Annotated in this window: 14 protein-coding genes; 11 read left to right on the top strand and 3 right to left on the bottom strand. The window is 60.4% G+C overall.

The window, feature by feature from the left end:
• Window position 1 precedes the first annotated feature (1 nt).
• Window positions 2–1,990 (bottom strand): acyltransferase family protein, encoded by a 1,989-nt coding sequence (locus tag CJZ80_RS12470; RefSeq protein WP_255374179.1) that lies wholly within the window; start codon window positions 1,988–1,990, stop codon window positions 2–4.
• Between the two features lie 84 nt (window positions 1,991–2,074).
• Window positions 2,075–3,520 carry an NADP-dependent isocitrate dehydrogenase gene (locus tag CJZ80_RS12465; RefSeq protein ID WP_094513744.1) on the bottom strand — a complete coding sequence of 482 codons (1,446 nt, stop codon included), beginning with the start codon at window positions 3,518–3,520 and terminating at the stop codon, window positions 2,075–2,077.
• Window positions 3,521–3,672: 152 nt separating this feature from the next.
• On the opposite strand from CJZ80_RS12465, the gene CJZ80_RS12460 reads away from it, so the two are divergent.
• The 10 genes from CJZ80_RS12460 (at window position 3,673) to CJZ80_RS12415 (ending at window position 15,039) form a co-directional block, all read left to right on the top strand.
• Window positions 3,673–4,134: a hypothetical protein gene (locus CJZ80_RS12460; RefSeq protein ID WP_094513741.1), complete on the top strand. Its 462-nt coding sequence runs from the start codon at window positions 3,673–3,675 to the stop codon at window positions 4,132–4,134.
• Window positions 4,135–4,211: 77 nt separating this feature from the next.
• Window positions 4,212–4,925, top strand: coding sequence for a heme oxygenase (biliverdin-producing) (locus tag CJZ80_RS12455; RefSeq protein WP_094513739.1), 714 nt, complete (start codon window positions 4,212–4,214; stop codon window positions 4,923–4,925).
• Window positions 4,926–4,978: 53 nt separating this feature from the next.
• Window positions 4,979–6,028 carry a glycosyltransferase gene (locus CJZ80_RS12450; protein WP_094513735.1) on the top strand — a complete coding sequence of 350 codons (1,050 nt, stop codon included), beginning with the start codon at window positions 4,979–4,981 and terminating at the stop codon, window positions 6,026–6,028.
• Window positions 6,029–6,109: 81 nt separating this feature from the next.
• A complete protein-coding gene (locus CJZ80_RS12445) occupies window positions 6,110–7,936 on the top strand; it encodes an ABC transporter ATP-binding protein (protein ID WP_233133076.1) in 1,827 nt (608 codons plus the stop codon).
• Entirely contained in the window at window positions 7,929–9,101 is a 1,173-nt protein-coding gene (locus CJZ80_RS12440; RefSeq protein ID WP_094513733.1) for a glycosyltransferase, read from the top strand. The genes CJZ80_RS12445 and CJZ80_RS12440 overlap by 8 nt, the downstream gene beginning before the upstream one ends.
• Complete coding sequence (locus CJZ80_RS12435; protein WP_094513730.1) at window positions 9,098–10,414, top strand: O-antigen ligase; 1,317 nt, start codon at window positions 9,098–9,100, stop codon at window positions 10,412–10,414. Before CJZ80_RS12440 ends, CJZ80_RS12435 begins: the two co-directional genes overlap by 4 nt.
• Before the next feature lie 142 nt (window positions 10,415–10,556).
• A complete protein-coding gene (locus tag CJZ80_RS12430) occupies window positions 10,557–11,447 on the top strand; it encodes a hypothetical protein (protein WP_144037030.1) in 891 nt (296 codons plus the stop codon).
• 8 nt (window positions 11,448–11,455) lie between these two features.
• Window positions 11,456–12,613: a glycosyltransferase gene (locus tag CJZ80_RS12425; RefSeq protein ID WP_315855864.1), complete on the top strand. Its 1,158-nt coding sequence runs from the start codon at window positions 11,456–11,458 to the stop codon at window positions 12,611–12,613.
• Complete coding sequence (locus CJZ80_RS12420) at window positions 12,606–13,877, top strand: glycosyltransferase (RefSeq protein WP_094513719.1); 1,272 nt, start codon at window positions 12,606–12,608, stop codon at window positions 13,875–13,877. Before CJZ80_RS12425 ends, CJZ80_RS12420 begins: the two co-directional genes overlap by 8 nt.
• Window positions 13,870–15,039: a glycosyltransferase gene (locus CJZ80_RS12415; protein WP_094513715.1), complete on the top strand. Its 1,170-nt coding sequence runs from the start codon at window positions 13,870–13,872 to the stop codon at window positions 15,037–15,039. The genes CJZ80_RS12420 and CJZ80_RS12415 overlap by 8 nt, the downstream gene beginning before the upstream one ends.
• A 163-nt stretch (window positions 15,040–15,202) precedes the next feature.
• Here CJZ80_RS12415 and CJZ80_RS12410 read toward each other — a convergent pair whose 3' ends face one another.
• The gene (locus CJZ80_RS12410; RefSeq protein ID WP_198948311.1) at window positions 15,203–16,171 is read right to left on the bottom strand and encodes a glycosyltransferase family 2 protein; all 969 of its coding nucleotides are present in this window, start codon (window positions 16,169–16,171) and stop codon (window positions 15,203–15,205) included.
• A gap of 61 nt (window positions 16,172–16,232) precedes the next feature.
• Here CJZ80_RS12410 and CJZ80_RS12405 point away from each other — a divergent pair, with 61 nt between their 5' ends.
• Complete coding sequence (locus tag CJZ80_RS12405) at window positions 16,233–17,732, top strand: hypothetical protein (RefSeq protein WP_144037029.1); 1,500 nt, start codon at window positions 16,233–16,235, stop codon at window positions 17,730–17,732.
• The last annotated feature ends 4 nt before the right edge of the window (window positions 17,733–17,736 follow it).

Here is a 17,736-nt window from a genome sequence, read left to right as displayed (position 1 = left end):
CTCAGTCTGCCCGGCTCAGGGCTTCCAGGACCGGCTGCTTCAGCCGCCGAACCGCCGCGGCGGTGAGATGGTCGTCGTCGGCCAGCTGCCACTTCAGATCGTCGAGGGAGCAGCCCTTCGGGCAGATCCACGGCATCGGATCGATGAAGCGCACGCGGTCAGGGAGATTCCGGCTCAGTTGAACGTTGATCGTCCTGGTGGAGGTGGCATCCTCTCGCAGGGTGTTCAGGCAGGGCTCGCTCCATCGAGCGGGGCGGAACCACTCCGGCAGACAGAGCTCCCGTCCGATCAGCCTCGGACTGGCCCCGATCAGGGCGACCTGCAGCCCCTTGGCACCAGCCCTGTCTGAAAAGGCATCCAGCGCCTTCATGTAAAGCGCCGTCTTCGCTTCGGTGCCCCGCACCGGCTGTCCGGTTCGATCCAGGAAATGGTCACGGGTGGCCCGCAGGCCGCTGCCCAGGTGACTGAGCTGATAGCCCGCGATCAGAACGCCATCTCCGGGTCGGCTGGTGGCGAGGATCCGGGAAGCAATCTCATCCTGGAAGCGCTCACAGCCAGGATCCAGATGGCCGAATGCGGTGGCCGGGAACGGGCAGCCGGCTTTGGTCAGCAGTGTGATTCCGGCGCCCTCCCGGTGGAGCTCGGCGGCCAGGGGAATCAAGGCAGTGGCATGGCTGTCACCGACCACGAAGATGGTCCGACCTTGGGCTGCGCCCTGGGGCGCGGACTCGACCGAGCAGGTCCTGGCCTTGGCATCGATCTGAGGGCGATCGAGCACATCGTTTCGATCGATCAGACAGGCCGTTGAGGTGATGGTCGTGCCGGCAATGCGCTGGTTCCGCCGTTCCTCGGACAACGTGGCCGGCCGCTGGCCGAGATAAAGATGGGGTCCGAGCCCTCCGCCGATCAGCAACAGCAGCATGGTTGCGGCGGCGGTGTTGATTCCGACTCCGATCAGGATGGTCTGTTGGTTGGTGGGGGCCCACGGCTTCGAACCGAAGGGGGTTTCAAGCGTCCGGTAGGACAGTTCTGCCAGCCCCAGGATCAGCAGCAACTGAAACGGCACACTCCAGGCGTGGATGCCGATCGTCCAGCGGCTGAGCACGATGACGCTCCAGTGCCACAGGTAGAGCGAGTACGAAATCTGGCCGATGCGGAGCACCGGGGGGCACGTGAGGAGCCGGCCGAGCAAGGAACGTCCCCGCAGGGTTCGGATCAGCGCGCAGGTTGCCGCCACGCTGACCAGCATCGGGATCGAACTGGAACCCTGGGGCGCCAGGGTCACGCCGACCAGAGCCAGGAAGGCCCCCCAAGCCAGCCCGTCGCGAAGGGGGGCCTGTCCGGGTTCCCCCTGCGGATCCTCCCCGTTCGCAGTCAGCAGACAACCGACCGCCAACTCCCAGACTCTCGGCCCCGTGAGGAAGTAGGCGGCGGATGAATCGACCTGCCGCATCTGCAGGAACAGGATCAGTGACAGCACGGCCACCAGGGCCATCCCCAGGCGAAACCGCCTTCGCCCCGCTCCCCCGGCTCTGCCAAGTCCGAGCTGCCAGGCAGCCAGCGGAAACACCAGATAAAACTGATAATCCACACCCAGGAACCAGGTCTGGGTGAAGCTGTTGAGCTGGGCGCTGGTGCCGAAGTAATCGGTGGCCTGCTGGTGCAGGAACACGTTCGAGGCCCCCGCCAGCGCAAGAAGCCCTGTCCACAGGGAGGCCGCCGGATCAGGAACCACCAGGCAGGTCAGCAAGGCGGTGACGACGACACAAGCGCTCAGAGCCGGGACCAGTCGCTGGATGCGTCGGCGGTAGAACCCGGCCAGGAAGGCTCCGCGGCTGTCGGCCGTTGGCCTGTGCTCCAGCGATCGGGTGATCACGTAGCCGGAGATCACAAAAAAAACGTCAACCCCGACATAGCCGCTCGGCAGCAGGGACTTGTTCAGGTGGTTGACGATGACGGCAACGATGGCGACGGCTCTGAGGCCGTCGATCTCGGCTCTGCGAGCGATCTGATGGGGGGGGCACGCATCCCCCCGATTGTCCTCGGCCGCACCCCTGCCCGGAATCTCCGGGCTTCAGCCGCCGAAGTGGCGCACCACGGCCTCGGCGAAGCCGGAGCAGCTCACCGGATCCACCCGCGGTTCCATCAGCCGGGCCAGGTCGTAGGTGACCTCCCCATTGGCGATCGCGGCGCTGATCCCCGCAGTGATCAGATCAGCCGCTTCCTGCCAGCCCATGTACTCGAGCATCATCACGCCGCTGAGGATCACCGAGCCCGGGTTGATCCGATCCAGCCCCGCATGCTTGGGCGCGGTGCCGTGGGTGGCTTCGAAGATGGCGGCGTTGTCGCCGATGTTCGCCCCCGGCGCCATGCCCAGGCCGCCCACCACCGCCGCCGCCGCATCGGAGATGTAATCGCCGTTGAGGTTGAGGGTGCAGAGCACCGAATACTCCTGGGGCCTGGTCTGGATCTGCTGGAAGATGCTGTCGGCGATGCGGTCGTCGACGAGCACCATGCTCTTCCACTTGCCGTAGCCGTGGCTCTCGCCGATGCTGTCGAGCACCCCTTTCACTTCCGCGTCCACCGCCGCTTTCTTCTCGGGGGTGAGGCTGTCGTAGCCGGGTTCGATCAGGCGGGCGTTGTCTTCGACGCTGAGGCCGTGGTTGCGCTCCAGGTTGCCGAGGATCCAGCTTTCCCGCTCGGTCACGCACTGGTCGCGGAATTCGCTGGTGGCCAGCTCGTAGCCCCAGTCTCGGAAGGCCCCTTCCGTGAACTTCATGATGTTGCCCTTGTGCACCAGGGTGACGTGGCGTTTGGCGCCCTCCAGCCCCAGGGCGTGCTGGATCGCCTTGCGCACGTGGCGCTGGGTGCCCGCCTTGCTCACCGGCTTGATGCCGATGCCGGCCCCCTCCGGGATGCGGCGTTTGCCGAGCTTGCCGTTGGCCGGAATCACCGTGTCGTTGAGGTGGGCGATCAGCTCCACGCACACCGGATCGGTGGCTTCCCACTCGATCCCCATGTAGATATCTTCGGTGTTCTCCCGGTACACCACCACATCGAGGTCCTGGGGCCGCTTGTGGGGGCTGGGGGTGCCTTCGTAGTAGCGGCAGGGGCGCACACAGCAGTAGAGGTCGAAGATCTGGCGCAGGGCCACGTTCAGCGAACGAATGCCACCGCCGATCGGCGTGGTGAGCGGGCCCTTGATCGCCACGCCGAACTGCTCGATCGCGGTGAGCGTGTCCTGCGGCAGGTATTGATAGGTGCCGTAGAGCTCGCAGGCCTCGTCGCCGGCGTACACCTTGAACCACTCGATGCGCCGCTCGCCGCCGTAGGCCTTGGCCACGGCCGCATCCAGCACCCGCTGGGTGGCGGGCCAGATGTCCACGCCGGTGCCGTCGCCGCGGATGAAGGGGATGATCGGGTCGGACGGCACCACCGGAAGGCCGTTCTCGAAGCGGATCGCCGTGCCGTTTTCGGGTGGGGTGAGCTTTTCGTAGGACGGAGCGGACAGGGTCACCATCGGCGGCAGGAGGGGGGAAACGGCGCGACCGACGGCGGTCCGTGGTCGTGGTGCCGGCCCGCTGGCGCAGCCTCCCTCGGGAAACTCCAGCATGGGTCGGCTCGCGGAGCCTAGGTTCCGTTCCATCCGCTGTTCTGCTCAGGGGAAACGCCATGAATGCGGCAGACCTGGCCCGAAGTCCGGAGATGGCCCACGCCATCGCCTCCGCCGCCGCCCTGTTCCGGCGCCATTTCCCTGATGCCCGCGCCAATCTCACCCCCTGGCGCGACGACCCCGACACCCGCCGCTTCGAGGAGCAGGCCTCGGTGGACCTGGCCTTCCACTTCCCCGGCTGGAGCCCCCGCCTGCAGTGCCGCAGCCTGCTGATGCAGCTGCGCCTCGCCGAGGCTCCGGTCGCCGGTGGCGGCGGTACCCCGCGGCTGCTGGGGGTGCTGCTCAGCGGCATGACCTTCCAGGGCGAGCAGTGGCGGCTCGCCACCGTGGGCGACTGGGAAGCGAGTGGGGTGAACCTGCCCCAGCCCGAGGTGGCGGAGAAGCTGCGGCTCGTCTGCCGCGACCTGTTCGCCCTGCTGGGCGAGGGGCCAGCCGCCGCCGCCAGCGACGAGGCCGCTTAACCCTTCGCAACCTGAGCCGCCCGTGCCGGCAGCACGGCCCTAACTTGTTGGCCACGACCTACGGCACACCGGCTTCTATGGCTGTCGCCCTTGCTTCACAGTTGCGCGAAGGCACCAAAAAGGCGCACACGATGGCCGAGAACACCGGCTTCGTCACCTGCTTTCTCAAAGGGGTGGTCGACAAGATCAGCTACCGCAAGCTGGTCGCCGACCTCTACTTCGTGTACAGCGCGATGGAGGAAGAGATCGGCGCCCTCAAGTCTCACCCGGTGGTGGGGCCTATCGCCCACGACGCCCTCAACCGCCGCAGCGCTCTTGAGGCTGATCTTGCCTTCTACTTCGGCGCCGGCTGGCGTCAGCAGGTGCAGCCCACTCCGGGCGCCCAGAAGTACGTGGAACGCCTTCATCAGGTGGCCAAAGAATCCCCCGAGCTGCTGGTGGGTCACCACTACACCCGCTACATCGGCGACCTTTCCGGCGGCCAGATCCTCAAGAACATCGCTCAGAAAGCGATGAACCTGGGCGAACACGATGGCCTGCGGTTCTACGAATTCGATGCCATTCCCGATGAGAAGGCCTTCAAGGCCAGCTATCGCGAAAGCCTCGATCAGTTGCCGATTGATCAAGCCACGGCCGATCGCATCGTGGAGGAGGCCAACCACGCCTTCCACCTCAACATGGTGATGTTCCAGGAGTTGGAAGGCAACCTGGTGGCCGCCATCGGCAAGGTGCTGTTCGGCTTCCTCACCCGGCGCCAGCGCACCGGCAGCACCGAGGCCGTCGCCGCCTGAGCCGGCACCGGCCCTCCCCTGCGCCAGAGTCAGCGGCGGCTGCCAGATCGCCTTTGCGCCCCCTTCGCTTCCTTGTGCCCGGCACCAGCGGTCGCTTCCGCTGTGGCGGTCTTCAGGTTGAACTGCAAACGGCCCGCCTCACCGCTTCAATCGTGCCCACGGAGGTGGTCACCTATCGGCGAAAGGAACCCGGCAGGCCTTATCTGGCCGATCTGCTTCGCCAGGAGCGAGCACCCGGTTCGGCGCTTTGGATCGTGAGCTGGGGGTTTGACGTGCCCAGGCAGCTGCGTCTGCTACGGGGTCGGGCGGTGGCGTATCACGCCCATAGCACTGGGTATGGCTTTGATTTGCCCGCTGGCGTGCCGGTGTTGGCGGTGAGCCGCAACACGCTCGGGTACTGGGGAAATCGGGCGCCACGCAACCCGCTGTTTCTGGTGCCAAATGCCATTGATGCAAGCTGGGGGGACGACGACAGAGTCGCCGATCCGGCCCTGGTGGCCCGGCGCCCTATTGATGTGCTGGTGCAGGCTCGCAAGAGCAGCGCCTACGTGCTGCAGCAACTGGTGCCGGCCTTGCGGGCCCAAGGCCTCCGGGTTGAGGTGCAGAGCGGCTGGGTCGACGACCTGGTGGGCTTGTTCCGCTCCGCCAAGGTGTATCTCTACGACTCGGCCGATTACTGGCGCAGCGAAGGGCTCAGCGAGGGCTTCGGACTTCCACCACTGGAGGCACTTGCCAGTGGCTGTGTGGTGTTCAGCAGTGTCAACCATGCCCTGGCTGACTTCCTTGACCCGGGGGCGGTTGGCCACCAGATCGGCTTTGGCACACTCCAGGCCGACCTAGAGCGAATCATTGCTGCGGCTGCTGATCCGGGCCATTGGCAGGCAGACCCCGCCCAATGCAACAGGCTGTTGTCCATGTTCTCGGAGCAGGAACTGAGGTACCGCTGGGCAGAGGCCCTCAAGTCCATCGACCAGCATTGGGACCGGCTGTCATCCCTCACTCCGCCGCTGCGGAATCCTTCGCCCGCGAGCCTGGAAGCCATGAGGATCCTCTCCAAGCTGCGCAGCCTCACAAGCCGCTGGCGTGGACGATCGGTTCTGTGACTGGCTTGGACGCAGGCACCCTGTCGGATGTGACCGATAAGGTTATCGGGCCATTGAGCAGAGTCTTCGATTTCAGTGAAGTTGAGCCTCCCTGCCGGGCTGCAAAGCCAGACGCTGGCCCAACTGGGCCGATTATTGTCATTTTTGCCAAAAAAGCGTCTGCAGGGTCTGATCGCTTTGCTGGTGATCTCTTTATTGGTTGGCCTGCTGGATCTGGTTTTCGTTGGGCTTCTGGCTCGCCTTGTGGGTGCCTTGAGCGGGGTCAAGCTGCCCGACAGAATTCCACAGATCTGGTTCTTTGGCGGCGGTAGAGCCTCTCAATCACTTTGGATGGTGAGCATCCTAATTGGATTGATTTGGTTGTCAACAGGCTTAAAGTTTCTCACTGCTGCACTCCAGAGTTTCCTTAGCGCGCAGATTTGGTCGGATTACGGCAATCGGATCTATGCAAATATTCTGATGCAAGATTACGAGTACTTCCAGGCTCAAAAGTCTGCCCACCTTCTTGCACGTCTCAACCGTATCCTCAGCAAAATATCTGATGACATCATTCTGCCTATGCTGTCAGTGATTTCCAGCGCATTATCTGTTGGTGTGCTTACGATTGGTGTCGCAGTTGTCCTGGGCCCTGTTGCGATCATTCTCTTTGTCACTCTCGTTGCTGCCTACGCCTCGGTGTCGGCACTGCTGATTGCACCCTTAAGGCTTGCCTCCAAGCAGAAGCTCCGGTTTGCGTTGAGAATCAACTCGTTGCTGGTCGAATCTATTCGTTCAATCCGTGATGTTCAGCTCTATGCGGCCGAGCAGCGATTCATCGACAAGTTCTGGTCCATTGGAATCACAGGAAAACGTTACGACAGAATTTCAAAGCTTCTGCCTGATATTCCTCGCTATATCATTGAGCCGGCCGGAATCACGATGCTCTTCGCGATTGGCCTTATTCCCATCTTGTTGGATCCAGATAGAAAGCTGCAGCAAGCCTTGCCTGCATTGGCAGCTGTCATGTTTGCAGCCTTGAGAATCTCAGCACCAATCCAGTCGATTTTTCGATCTGTCAACCGGTTTCGAGGCAGCCTTCCAGATATCTCGGATGCCTTACAGCTGCTGGATCTGAAGGCGTCACGGGCCACTCTTCTAAGCCCGGGTACCCCCTCTCCTGCTGGGGTGATGCCTAAGCACACAATCAGACTGAATGATGTTTGGTTCCGTTATGCCAGTTCGGAAGATTGGGTGATCAAAGGAGTCAACATCACGATCCCCATTGGGTCAAGGGTTGCTTTGGTCGGCAAAACTGGTGGAGGTAAATCCACCACCGCCCACCTCCTGCTTGCCCTCTATAAGCCGCAAAGGGGATGCATCGAGCTGGATGGGATTGAATTGGCTTATGAAGAAACGCCAGCTTGGCAGGCTTGCTGCGCGATGGTCCCTCAATCGATTGTTCTGCTCGATACGAGCATCCGTGAAAATGTTGCTTTTGGAGTGGATGAGGAAGAGATCAATGATTATGCCATTTGGGAGGCTTTGGAAGCTGCTCAGTTAAATGAGTTTGTCTCTGAGTTGCCATATGGACTCTATACAATGATCGGGGAAAATGGTTTGCGACTCTCCGGTGGACAGCGTCAGCGCCTCGCCCTTGCAAGGGCTTTTTACAAGAAGGCCAAGGTACTCGTTCTGGATGAGGCGACAAGCTCTTTGGACAATAAAACTGAGAGCAGCGTTTTAGACTCGCTTGAGCTGATCGGTCGTAGATGCACCACAATTGTGATTGCACATCGCTTAAGCACTGTTAAGAACTGCGATCGAATCTATGAATTTGCGGATGGGATGATTAGGGCCTACGGAGATTATCAACAGCTTCAGGCCAGGTCGGAAACCTTCAGGGAGCTTGTTTCGCTGGACAATGGCTGACATCACCCTTCTGGCCACTGCAGATTGGGATCAACTACTTTGGACCAATAAGCAACACGTCGCTTCCGAGTTGGCTGATCTTGGTCATCGAGTTCTTTATGTCGAGTCACTGGGTTTACGTGCACCGCGTCGTCAGGCTCAAGATTTTGGCAGAATTTTACGTCGTTTAGTCAAGGGCTTGATGCCGCCACGGCAGCAGAAGTCCAACCTCTGGGTTTGGTCACCATTGGTTTTGCCTGGGGTTCGTGGTCAACTTGCCACTCGGATCAACCGATTGATCTTGCTTGGCGGTCTAGCTCTGGCTCGGCGCTGGCTGGGGATGCGAGCGGAATTGTTATGGACTTACAATCCAAAGACCCTTGCTTATGGGATGCCCGGTCCGTATGCAACTCTGGTTTACCATTGCGTAGATGACATCCAGGCTCAACCGGACATGGATGATCTGGATCTCTCCGCGTGGGAGGAGCGTCTTTGTCGGGCTGCTGATCTTGTCTTTGTAACCTCTCCTGCCCTTCAGGAGAGTCGTCGTAAGTATAATCCTAATACGTACTACTTCTCAAACGTTGCTGACTACAATCACTTCGCGCAGGCACTTGAGCCTGATCTTGAGATTCCTCGCGATATTGCCATCATCCCCCAACCAAGAATCGGCTTTGTGGGGGCCATAAGTGCGTACAAGCTTGACCTTGACTTGCTTGCCAAGCTTGTAGAGGCGTCGCCAAGCTGGTCCTATGTGATGATCGGTCCCGTTGGTGAGGGTGACCCCAGTACCCAGCTTTCCGGCTTGCTGGATTGTTCTAATGTTTATTGGCTTGGCGTCAAGTCCTATCATGATTTACCTGCCTATATGAAGGGTCTTGATGTGGGCCTTCTGCCTCTTCGATTCAACAGATACACCCGCTCCATGTTTCCCATGAAGTTCTTTGAGTATCTGGCCGCCGGGCTGCCGGTTGTGGCTTCGGCCATTGATGCTTTGGAGAGTTATCGCCCGTTTGCTGCTCTTTGCGAGCCAACAGTGGATTCATTCCTCGCCGCTCTGAATAACACTCTCAAGGGCCTGGGATGCCCGCTTGAGGCGCGTATCGAATGTGCCGCTCAGCATACCTATCATCGCCGTACCCAAGCCATGCTTCGTTGTCTTCGTAACATTGCCTCGGTGGAATGATCGAACGCAATCAAGTTTGGAATTTGCTTGTTTGCCTGCCCAATCTGCTCCTATCGCGTCTTTGGGCCATTCAGGCCTATGACGGCATTCTTCCCATTGTGATCACACTTCATTCCTTCACTGAAGGACGCAAGCCCGCGCTGGGTTTGCTGGTGATCTGGATGGCTATCCGCTTGACCAATCAGATGGTTGCCAAGTTTAGGACACACTCCTTGCAGCCTCCGCTGGAAGCCATTCTGTTGGCTCTTCTGCTCGTGAACACTCGCTTGATTGTTCTCCGTGAGGATATTGATGGGCCTACGACCTTCCTGTTGATTGCCATCGGCTTCATGATCGGTGCCGGCCAAAGCTTGCGCGAATGGAGGTTTTCATTCGGATGGTTGGCGCTCACCCCCTTGCTGCTGATGGCCTACTTTTTGCAGCATCATTCTGCCGCAAGCTTTTGGAGCACATCATACGTTAGAGATGTGTACGAGGCGACCATGGATGGCCATGGAGGCATCAATCGTTTTGCCACGATCCTTATGCTTCTTACGCTCAGTTCGGCCAGTTACTCATTGCTCTCTCGATCGTTACTCGAGCGTCTGATCGGCACCACGGCAGCAGTTGTTGGTTATGCTCTCTGCGTGAGCACGGATTCCCGCCTTGCCCAGATAGCTCCGCCAGTGGCTCTTTTGGTTGGTTGGGTAGCTGCACGCTGGAGGAGGGGCTCCACAAAGTTTCTTTCCGTTGTGTTTGCCACCGCTGCCATGGCTGTCATGGTCATTGGGTCGTGGTGGTTTTTCTTGGCCCCTGATGCGAACATCAATCAGTCTTCGGATATGGGTAGGCTGAGAGCGGGGGCATGTTGGCTGTCGTTGATGTTTACTGGGGCGAATCGGTTTCTTTATGGTGTGGGCTACGGCCCACAGGCAAACGATATGTGCAGCCACCTGAGGGAAGGAGGTGGATTCGGCCATGCTCACAACACGATCGCTCAGGTCGGTGGCCAGCTTGGTGTGCTTGGCATAATGGCATTTCTGATTGTGGTGATTCTCGTCTCCATGGGTCTAAGGCGACAGTTCCAGAGCATTGCGTCCCGATGTGACACAACGCCCTCACACCTTGCGTTTTTTCAAGTAGCTGTTTCCCTCAACGTGTTGCTCCTGCTCAACACCCTCGCCACTACCATCTATCGCACCAATCAAGTCACCCAGTGTTTGATCGGTTTCCTGGCGGCCACGTCGCTGTGCCTGTTCAGTGCTCCCGCGGACGTCACCCTTACCTCTGAGCCGTCAGTAGACAGTTCACTGACAGCCGACCCAATCCCGTGAGGCACTTAAGCCATCAATGATCCAGCCCAGTAGGCGGCGAATCCGCACTTACCTTCCTGAGTGGGTTCTGGCTTGGGTGACTGTAGCGATAGCTGCCGGCTTACGTTGCTTCGGCAGGCGGCTTGCTGCCTATCAGCTCTTGATGCGGTTTCTGGAGCGGTGGCCCCGCAATCCTGCGGTGCTTGCCGCGATTATCCCTCAGGCAATGGCTCGGAATGATTATTCCTTTGCCGTGTGCAAGATTGAGGATCTATGGCTTAACTCAGGCCATACGCATTATCTTCATCGCCTTCTCTTTCGCCGGTCAATGCGGCCTGGTGATCTGAAGCAGCGACTGGCTCTGTTTCAGTTGATCGCTGCCAGCAGCAAGCTTCCTGAGCACTATCGCTGGTATTCCTTGATCATCATTGCTTACCAGGCGATTGCAACTGATGATTTCCCACTGATGGAGCATACGGCTGCTGATCTGGAGCGGCTGGTCCAGCAGCTGTTGAGCGATCCAGGCGTGTTTGTCTGCCAGCGCGCCAACCGGGAAAACCGAGCAAAGCTGCTGGTTTCGGTTTTCACAGCACTTTCTAGGTTGTATCTATCTCTGGGGAGTATTGATTCCTTCGAGTCTGTGGGGATTCGAGTCTCTGCCATCATCGACAGCGTTGACCTCACGGCCATTGATCCCGATAGCGCCTACAGATCTACCCGTAATCTGATGCGATGCCTGGCCATTGAAGCCCTTCAGGCTTGGCACCAACAGGATGCTGAGCGGTGGCGGCTCGCCTGTCATCGATTGCGCCGAGTCCACGACCATTGCCACAGGCCTTGCTTTGATGCCAGCAGTGCTCAGGAAGATCACCGTGGGTTCGCCAGGGAGATGCTTGGGGCAGTTGCAACAACAGATGGCACGGGCTGGTTGGTTGCGAAGGAAGATGAGCAGATCCATCACTTGATCACTCTCATCATCAAGACCACGTTTGAGCCACGTTTCCTCCCCAAGATCAGAGTTATGTTTGCTTCCTACCTGGCTCCGTCGCAATGACAGTGCGTGTGGCGTTCTACATCGACTCTCTCAAGACTGGTGGTGCTGAACGCGTGACGCTGCGGATGGCGCAATGGTGTCGCGAGGCTGGCTATCTTCCTGTTGTCCTCACGCGGCGGCAGGCCCGCCACGACTTCTACCCACTCCCTGAGGGTGTTTTACGTGAGGTTGAAGCCCCTGATCCAGCCTGGGTGGCTGCCTTGGGCTGGCTGGGATTCCCATGGAGGGTGCTGACGTTACGGCATTGGCTACGCCGCAACCGAATCGAGATCGCGATTGGGATGACTACCCTTCCAGCGATCAAACTGATCCTGGCGGTATGGGGTCTGCCGCTGAAGTGCTGGATCTCTGAGCGCAACTATCCACCCGCCAAGCCCCCGTCTCTGCCATGGCGCCTGCTGCGATGGCTCACCTACCGCAGGGCTGACCTTCATCTCGTGCAGACCCATCAGACCGGTGATTGGCTCAGGCGGCATCTGGGCGCCACGCCACAGCTGTTGCTGCCGAATTCGGTGAGCTGGCCGTTGCCTTCATTTGCGCCTCATGTGGATCCAGTTACTGTTCTTGGTCCTTGTCTCCGACATGACGATTCAGGCACTGCTGGGCCTCCACCCGCCCTTCTTCTTGCAGTTGGAACCAAAGCGTTTCAGAAAGGCTTCGATCGCTTGGTGAGGGCGTTTGCGTTGATCGCTGACGACTGCCCAGGGCTCCACCTTGTGATAGCTGGACTCACCATCAAGCCCTACCGCGGTAGGGATCAGGTGGCCGACCTACAGTCCTCGCTGCCCCCCTCCTCGGCAGCCATGGGGCGCGTCCACTTTCCAGGGGTGGTGGGAAACATTGGCGACTGGTATTCGGCTTGCGAGATGTTCATCCTGCCCTCCCGTTTCGAAGGCTTCCCCAATGTTCTTCTGGAGGCCATGGCCTCGGGCTGCGCCTGCGTGGCCTGCGACTGTCCGACCGGCCCAGCCGACCTGATCCGGGATGGGGAGAACGGACTGCTGTTGCCCGAAGCAGCCTCGGATCTGGAGTTGGCGAACGCCATCACCACCCTGCACCGGGATGCCCGCTTGCGGCGCCGCCTGGGCCAGGCAGCTCAGCACGTGCGTGAACAGTTCAGCGACGCACAGCTCGCACAACGCTTCATCGAGGCCCTCAATGGCTGACGACCTCTGGATCGTGCTGCCTCATCTGGGTCCTGGGGGTGCCCAGAAGGTCGCCATGCTGGCCGCTGCCCATTTCGCCGGGCAGGGCTACCAGATCACGGTTGTCTCCCTGCTGCCGGATCCGACCCCGGTGCACGCGGTGCCGGCGGGGGTACGGCTGCTCGACCTTGGCGCCGCCGTCGCGGCGGCCCGCCGCGGCGATTGGTGGAACCGCTCCCTGTTCGCCCGCGGTCGCCGATTCCTCAAGCTGTGGCTGCCGCGCCTGGCGTCCTGGTTCCTGCTCATCACCCTCTGGCCCTGGCTTCGGCGGTTGCGCCCTCCCCAGGGCGCCGGCCTGTTGCGTTGGCTGGTGCGCGGGGTGGGTGGGCCCCAGGCCTCCTTGCTGCGGGAACGGGTGCTGGCGGAGCGACCACCCCGGCTGCTGGCCCTGCTCACCAAGACCAACATGCTCGCCTGCCAGGCCTGCTGGGATCTGCCCCTCCACCTGGCCGTGTCGGAACGCAACGATCCCCGCCGGCAGACCCTTGGCTTCCCGTGGCAGCGGCTGCGGCGTCTGCTTTACCGACGCGCCGATGCGCTCACCGCCAACACGCTCGGGGTGCTGGCGACCCTGGAAACCGATCTGGGCCTCACCCAGGCTCGCCTGTTGCCCAACCCCCTGCCGCCCGGGATATCCCTGGCCGGTGCAGGACGGCCGGACCTCCAACCGTCGAAGGTTTGTCTCGCCGTGGCTCGGCTGGTGCCCCAGAAAGGACTCGATCTGTTGCTGGAAGCCATGGCCCGAGTGTCACCAGCCTCGGGGGAGTGGCGCTTGGTGGTCGTGGGGGATGGTCCGGAGCGTGGGGCCCTGGAGGAGCAGGCCCGGTCCCTGGGGATCGCAGCCAAGGTTCGCTTCGAGGGCTTCCAGAGCACCGTTCTTCCCTATCTCCACCAGGCCAGGATCTTCGTGTTGCCCTCCCGGTTCGAAGGGATGCCCAATGCCTTGCTGGAGGCGATGGCCACCGGTCTGCCGGTGATCGTGACGGATTCCTCCCCGGGGCCGCTTGAGCTGGTGGAGCACGACCGCACCGGTCTCGTGGTGCCGGCCGAGAACCCCGGGTGCCTGGCCGAAGCGATCGAAGCCCTGCTGTCCGATGAGCGGCGTTGTGCACGGCTCGGGTCAGCAGGCCGTCAGCGGCTGGCATCGCAGGAGTGGACGGAAATCGAGCCCCTGTGGCGGTGGGCTCTGAACCTGCCCGTCGCAGCGCCTGAGCCCGATGGCTAAGCGGTTGCTGCTCCTGGTGCCAAGCCTCAGGGCACCCTCGGAAACCTTCATCAGGGCCAATGCCACCGGGCTGCCCTTCGACACGGTCGTGGTCTGCGCTGACGAGATTCCCTGGTCAGGCCCGCCGCTGCGGACGGCCTACGGCCTTTCGATTGTGGTCAGCAAGGCGCTCCATCGGCTGGCACCGGCTCTTCCCAGATGTCTGGCGCAAGCGGTGAGGCGGTTCGGCACCTGGCTGCCCTCCCGGCTGGTGAGCAGGATCTGCCGAACAGAGCAACCCGTTGTGGTGCTGGCGGAGTTCGGCTTCCATGCGGTGCAGATCATGGAACTGGTTCCGGCCACCGGCCTTCCCCTGATCGTGCATTTCCGGGGGGCCGATGCATCCGCCCACCGCTACCTGTTCCACCTGAAGGAGCGCTACGAGCGGTTGCTGGAGCTCTCGAGCGCAGCTGTGGTGAAGTCGGAGATCATGCGCAAGACGGTGTTGGGTCTGGCCCACAGACGAACAAGCCCCCTGCCCGTGCTGGTGAGTCCGTCCGGGGCGAATCCAGCCGTGTTCCACGGAGCCGATCCTGCCGCGGCCCCCCCCCTGTTCCTCAGTGTCGGTCGGTTCGTGGCCAAGAAAGGTCCGCTGCTCACCCTGGCCGCCTTCGCCCTGGCTGCCAGGGACTTGCCAGAGCTCCAGCTGGTGATGGTCGGGGAGGGGCCCCTGCTCGCTCAGGCACACCAGCGGGCCATCCAGCTGGGCATCGCCGAACGGGTGAGTTTTGCCGGCCTGCGGACGCCTGCCGAGGTGGCGGAGTTGATGCGCCACAGCAGAGGCTTCCTCCAACACTCGCTCACCGCCCCCGATGGCGACCAGGAAGGCTCACCCGTAGCGGTGATGGAGGCCCAGCTGAGCGGTTTGCCCGTCGTGGCCACATGGCATGCGGGGATCCCGGACGTGGTGATTGACGGCGAGACAGGGATCCTGGTGCCCGAGGGGGACTGGAAGGCGATGGGGAAAGCGATCAGCCGCCTGGCTGCTGACCCCGCCTTTGCCGAAAGGCTCGGCAATCGAGGCCGCCATCGATGCCTGACCAGGTTCACGACGGGCCATCACCACGACCAGTTGGCCACCCTTCTGAGCCAGTGCGCAGAGAGGTCGGGCCAAAAGGAATAGGAAGGTTTGGGCAGGTCCACAAAGGAGGGAGCGTGAGTTGGCTGTCAACCGGAAGCCCAACCGGGTCAGGAGGATTCCCTGTCCCCAGCCCGTTCGCTGCCAGGTTCTGGCTCCGCCAACTTGATTGGCCAACCCTGTGAGCTGAATCTGGTATGGAAACGACTTAGATGTTGCGTTTGTCGATCATGTCGGCCAACATGGCAAACATCAGGATGTTGAGAGCTGCAAAGCCAATGAGGATCGTCTTATCTGTGAGATTACGCAACACAAAGGCATCATAGAACAGGCTGAGAATGAAGCAGATGCTCAGCGCCACCACGAGCGGCAAGAGAAGCCGAAGTGGAGCAAAGTACATGCCAGTGCGGCTAATCAGATGAACGAAATTAATGGTGTCCTTGATTGGCTGAATATGGCTATTGCCGATTCGACGCCGATAGCTGATCGGAATGTAGGCAACATCGAAGTTGTTTCGCAGCATGCAGATCGTTATGGTGGTTGTAAAGCTGAATCCGTTCGGCAATAATTCCAGGAAGCGCAAAGCAACATCCCTGCGGAAAAAGCGAAAGCCAGAATTTATATCTGGCACATCCTGGCCAGAAAGAAAGGAAACCCAAGGAACCAGGAAGAGTTTAGGAATCGTGCGCAGCTTCGAATACTCGACATCTTCGGCAATGCGTGCACCCACGAGCATGTCGTGGTCCGCGGCTTCATCGACCAATTCAGGAATCAGCTCATTCGGGTAAGTGCCATCGGCATCGGTGATGCAGATCAGTTCGGAATGGGACCGGCGGATGCCGGTTTTCAGAGCAGCCCCGTAGCCACGGTTTCGACTATGGCCAATCACTCGCATTCGCCGGCTGCCATACAGATTCTCCAGCTCACTAAGAATCTCAGCGCTGCCGTCGTTGGAGCCGTCGTCGACCACCATCACCTCCACGGCCTTGAGTCCGCTGGTGTCAATGGCAGCCAGGATTTCCTCCACCGTGCGGCGAATCGCACCTGCTTCGTTGAAACAGGGAATGATCACCGATACCGAGGGTGACTCCATGGTGATGCCATCATTCCGATCCCGCTCTGGCGACCGATCTTCCTGGCGTGCATTAAGGATTCGGCTCGTTTCCGCTTGGCTCAAGGATCTCCATCCAACGTTGAAGGGATGCGACGATGGGGCAGAGTTTTCGCTGAACATGCGATTGCCCTGGCTCACCAAGGTTACGGGTCTGCGTTGGGCATCGGTTCTGGCGGCTGTGGTGGGGGTCCTGATCTGCTGGTTGCTTCTGGAGGCCGGCCAAGAGATTCGGCTGGAGCCGGTGGGAGGCGATGCGCGACAGAACCTGCATGCTGCCTACAACTTGGTGGTTGGCGGCACCTATGGCTTTGAGGAGAATCCAGCGATCCCAGGGTACAGGCGTGAACCCCTTCCAAACCTGATCCTCGCATCCGTGCTGTCACTCTCCAAAGGCCCTGGTCTGCCTCAGCCATTCTCCCGTTTCCTTGCAGACCCTGGTCTCCTGGAGCAGGCGTTGAAGGTGAATCTCCTGTACGCACTCATGCTGTTCGCGGGGCTCTGGTGGCTCTGCTGGTTGTTGTTTCGACCGCCCTGGCTGGCCCACATCGTTGCTATGGGTGTGCTGCTGGGTAGCTGGTCCTTTTTGGTTTCATCCGAGCTTGAGAACTTCAAGACGGAGTTACCGGCAGCTGCCTTCTTCGTCCTGAGTGCAGTGCTGTTGGTGTTGGCCCGACGTCGACCTGGCGCCCCCCTTGCATTGCTCGCTGGCGGTGGGATTTCGCTGGTGTTGCTCACCAAGGCTTCCGGCCAGTACGTCTGCATGATTGCCGTCCCGGTGATCCTCGTGCTGATCATGCGAGAAGCGCAGCGGAGGCATCAGAGGCCCTTCGTATGCGCCACTGCTCTGTTACTGGGAATCTGTCTGTTCACTGTGCCATGGATGACTCGCAACTTTCTTCTCTTCAATGATTTCGCCCTTGCACGCGGAGGTGCCGATGTGCTGCTCATCCGTGCCAGTTACAATAAGATGACTGCCGATGAGCTTCGAGGCGCCTTCTATGCATTCTCGCCAGAGCGTCTGCGCGAGGACCTGTTTGAACCCTTTCTCGGCTTTGCCCCGAGTCAGCTGGAATGCGATGGCTCACTACAGCGATTCACACGCAATCTCCCCTGTGACCAGCGTGCAATCACCGCTGGCCGCTTGGATGAGGTCGTGAGTTTCTATCAGGTTGGGAAGCGCGTGGTGCCCGCAAAGCTCAAAGCAAACCTTCCTGTCGACCAACTGTCTGATCAGGAAAATGCTCTCAAGAAGATCGCTGTTCGCAACATTCAGGCCAACAGCCTTCGTCATCTGCTTGTTACCCCAGCTTTCCTTTGGAAGGGTATCTGGTCCTTCGCTCACGCTTACAGCTGGAGCACCACGATCCTGAATGGGGTGGCAATGCTCTCCCTGGTGTTCATGCCTTTGCTTGGGCTCTGGCTGCGGAAGCCTGACTGGATCCTGATCTCACTGTTGCCCGCTGGCTACTTTTTGTTCTACGGACTTTCAACCCATTTTTTGATTCGTTATTCCGCTCCTCTGATTCCCCTCAGCCTGGTTGCCTTGGCACTGTTGCTCCATCATCCCTTCGCGTCGCAGCTGGATCGTCGGACGATGGCTTTCGGTGATGGCATGGCCCCCTAGGCTC

It is taken from the genome of Synechococcus sp. MW101C3, assembly GCF_002252635.1.
Taxonomy (GTDB): domain Bacteria; phylum Cyanobacteriota; class Cyanobacteriia; order PCC-6307; family Cyanobiaceae; genus MW101C3.
This window is presented reverse-complemented; position numbering and strand designations above follow the sequence as displayed.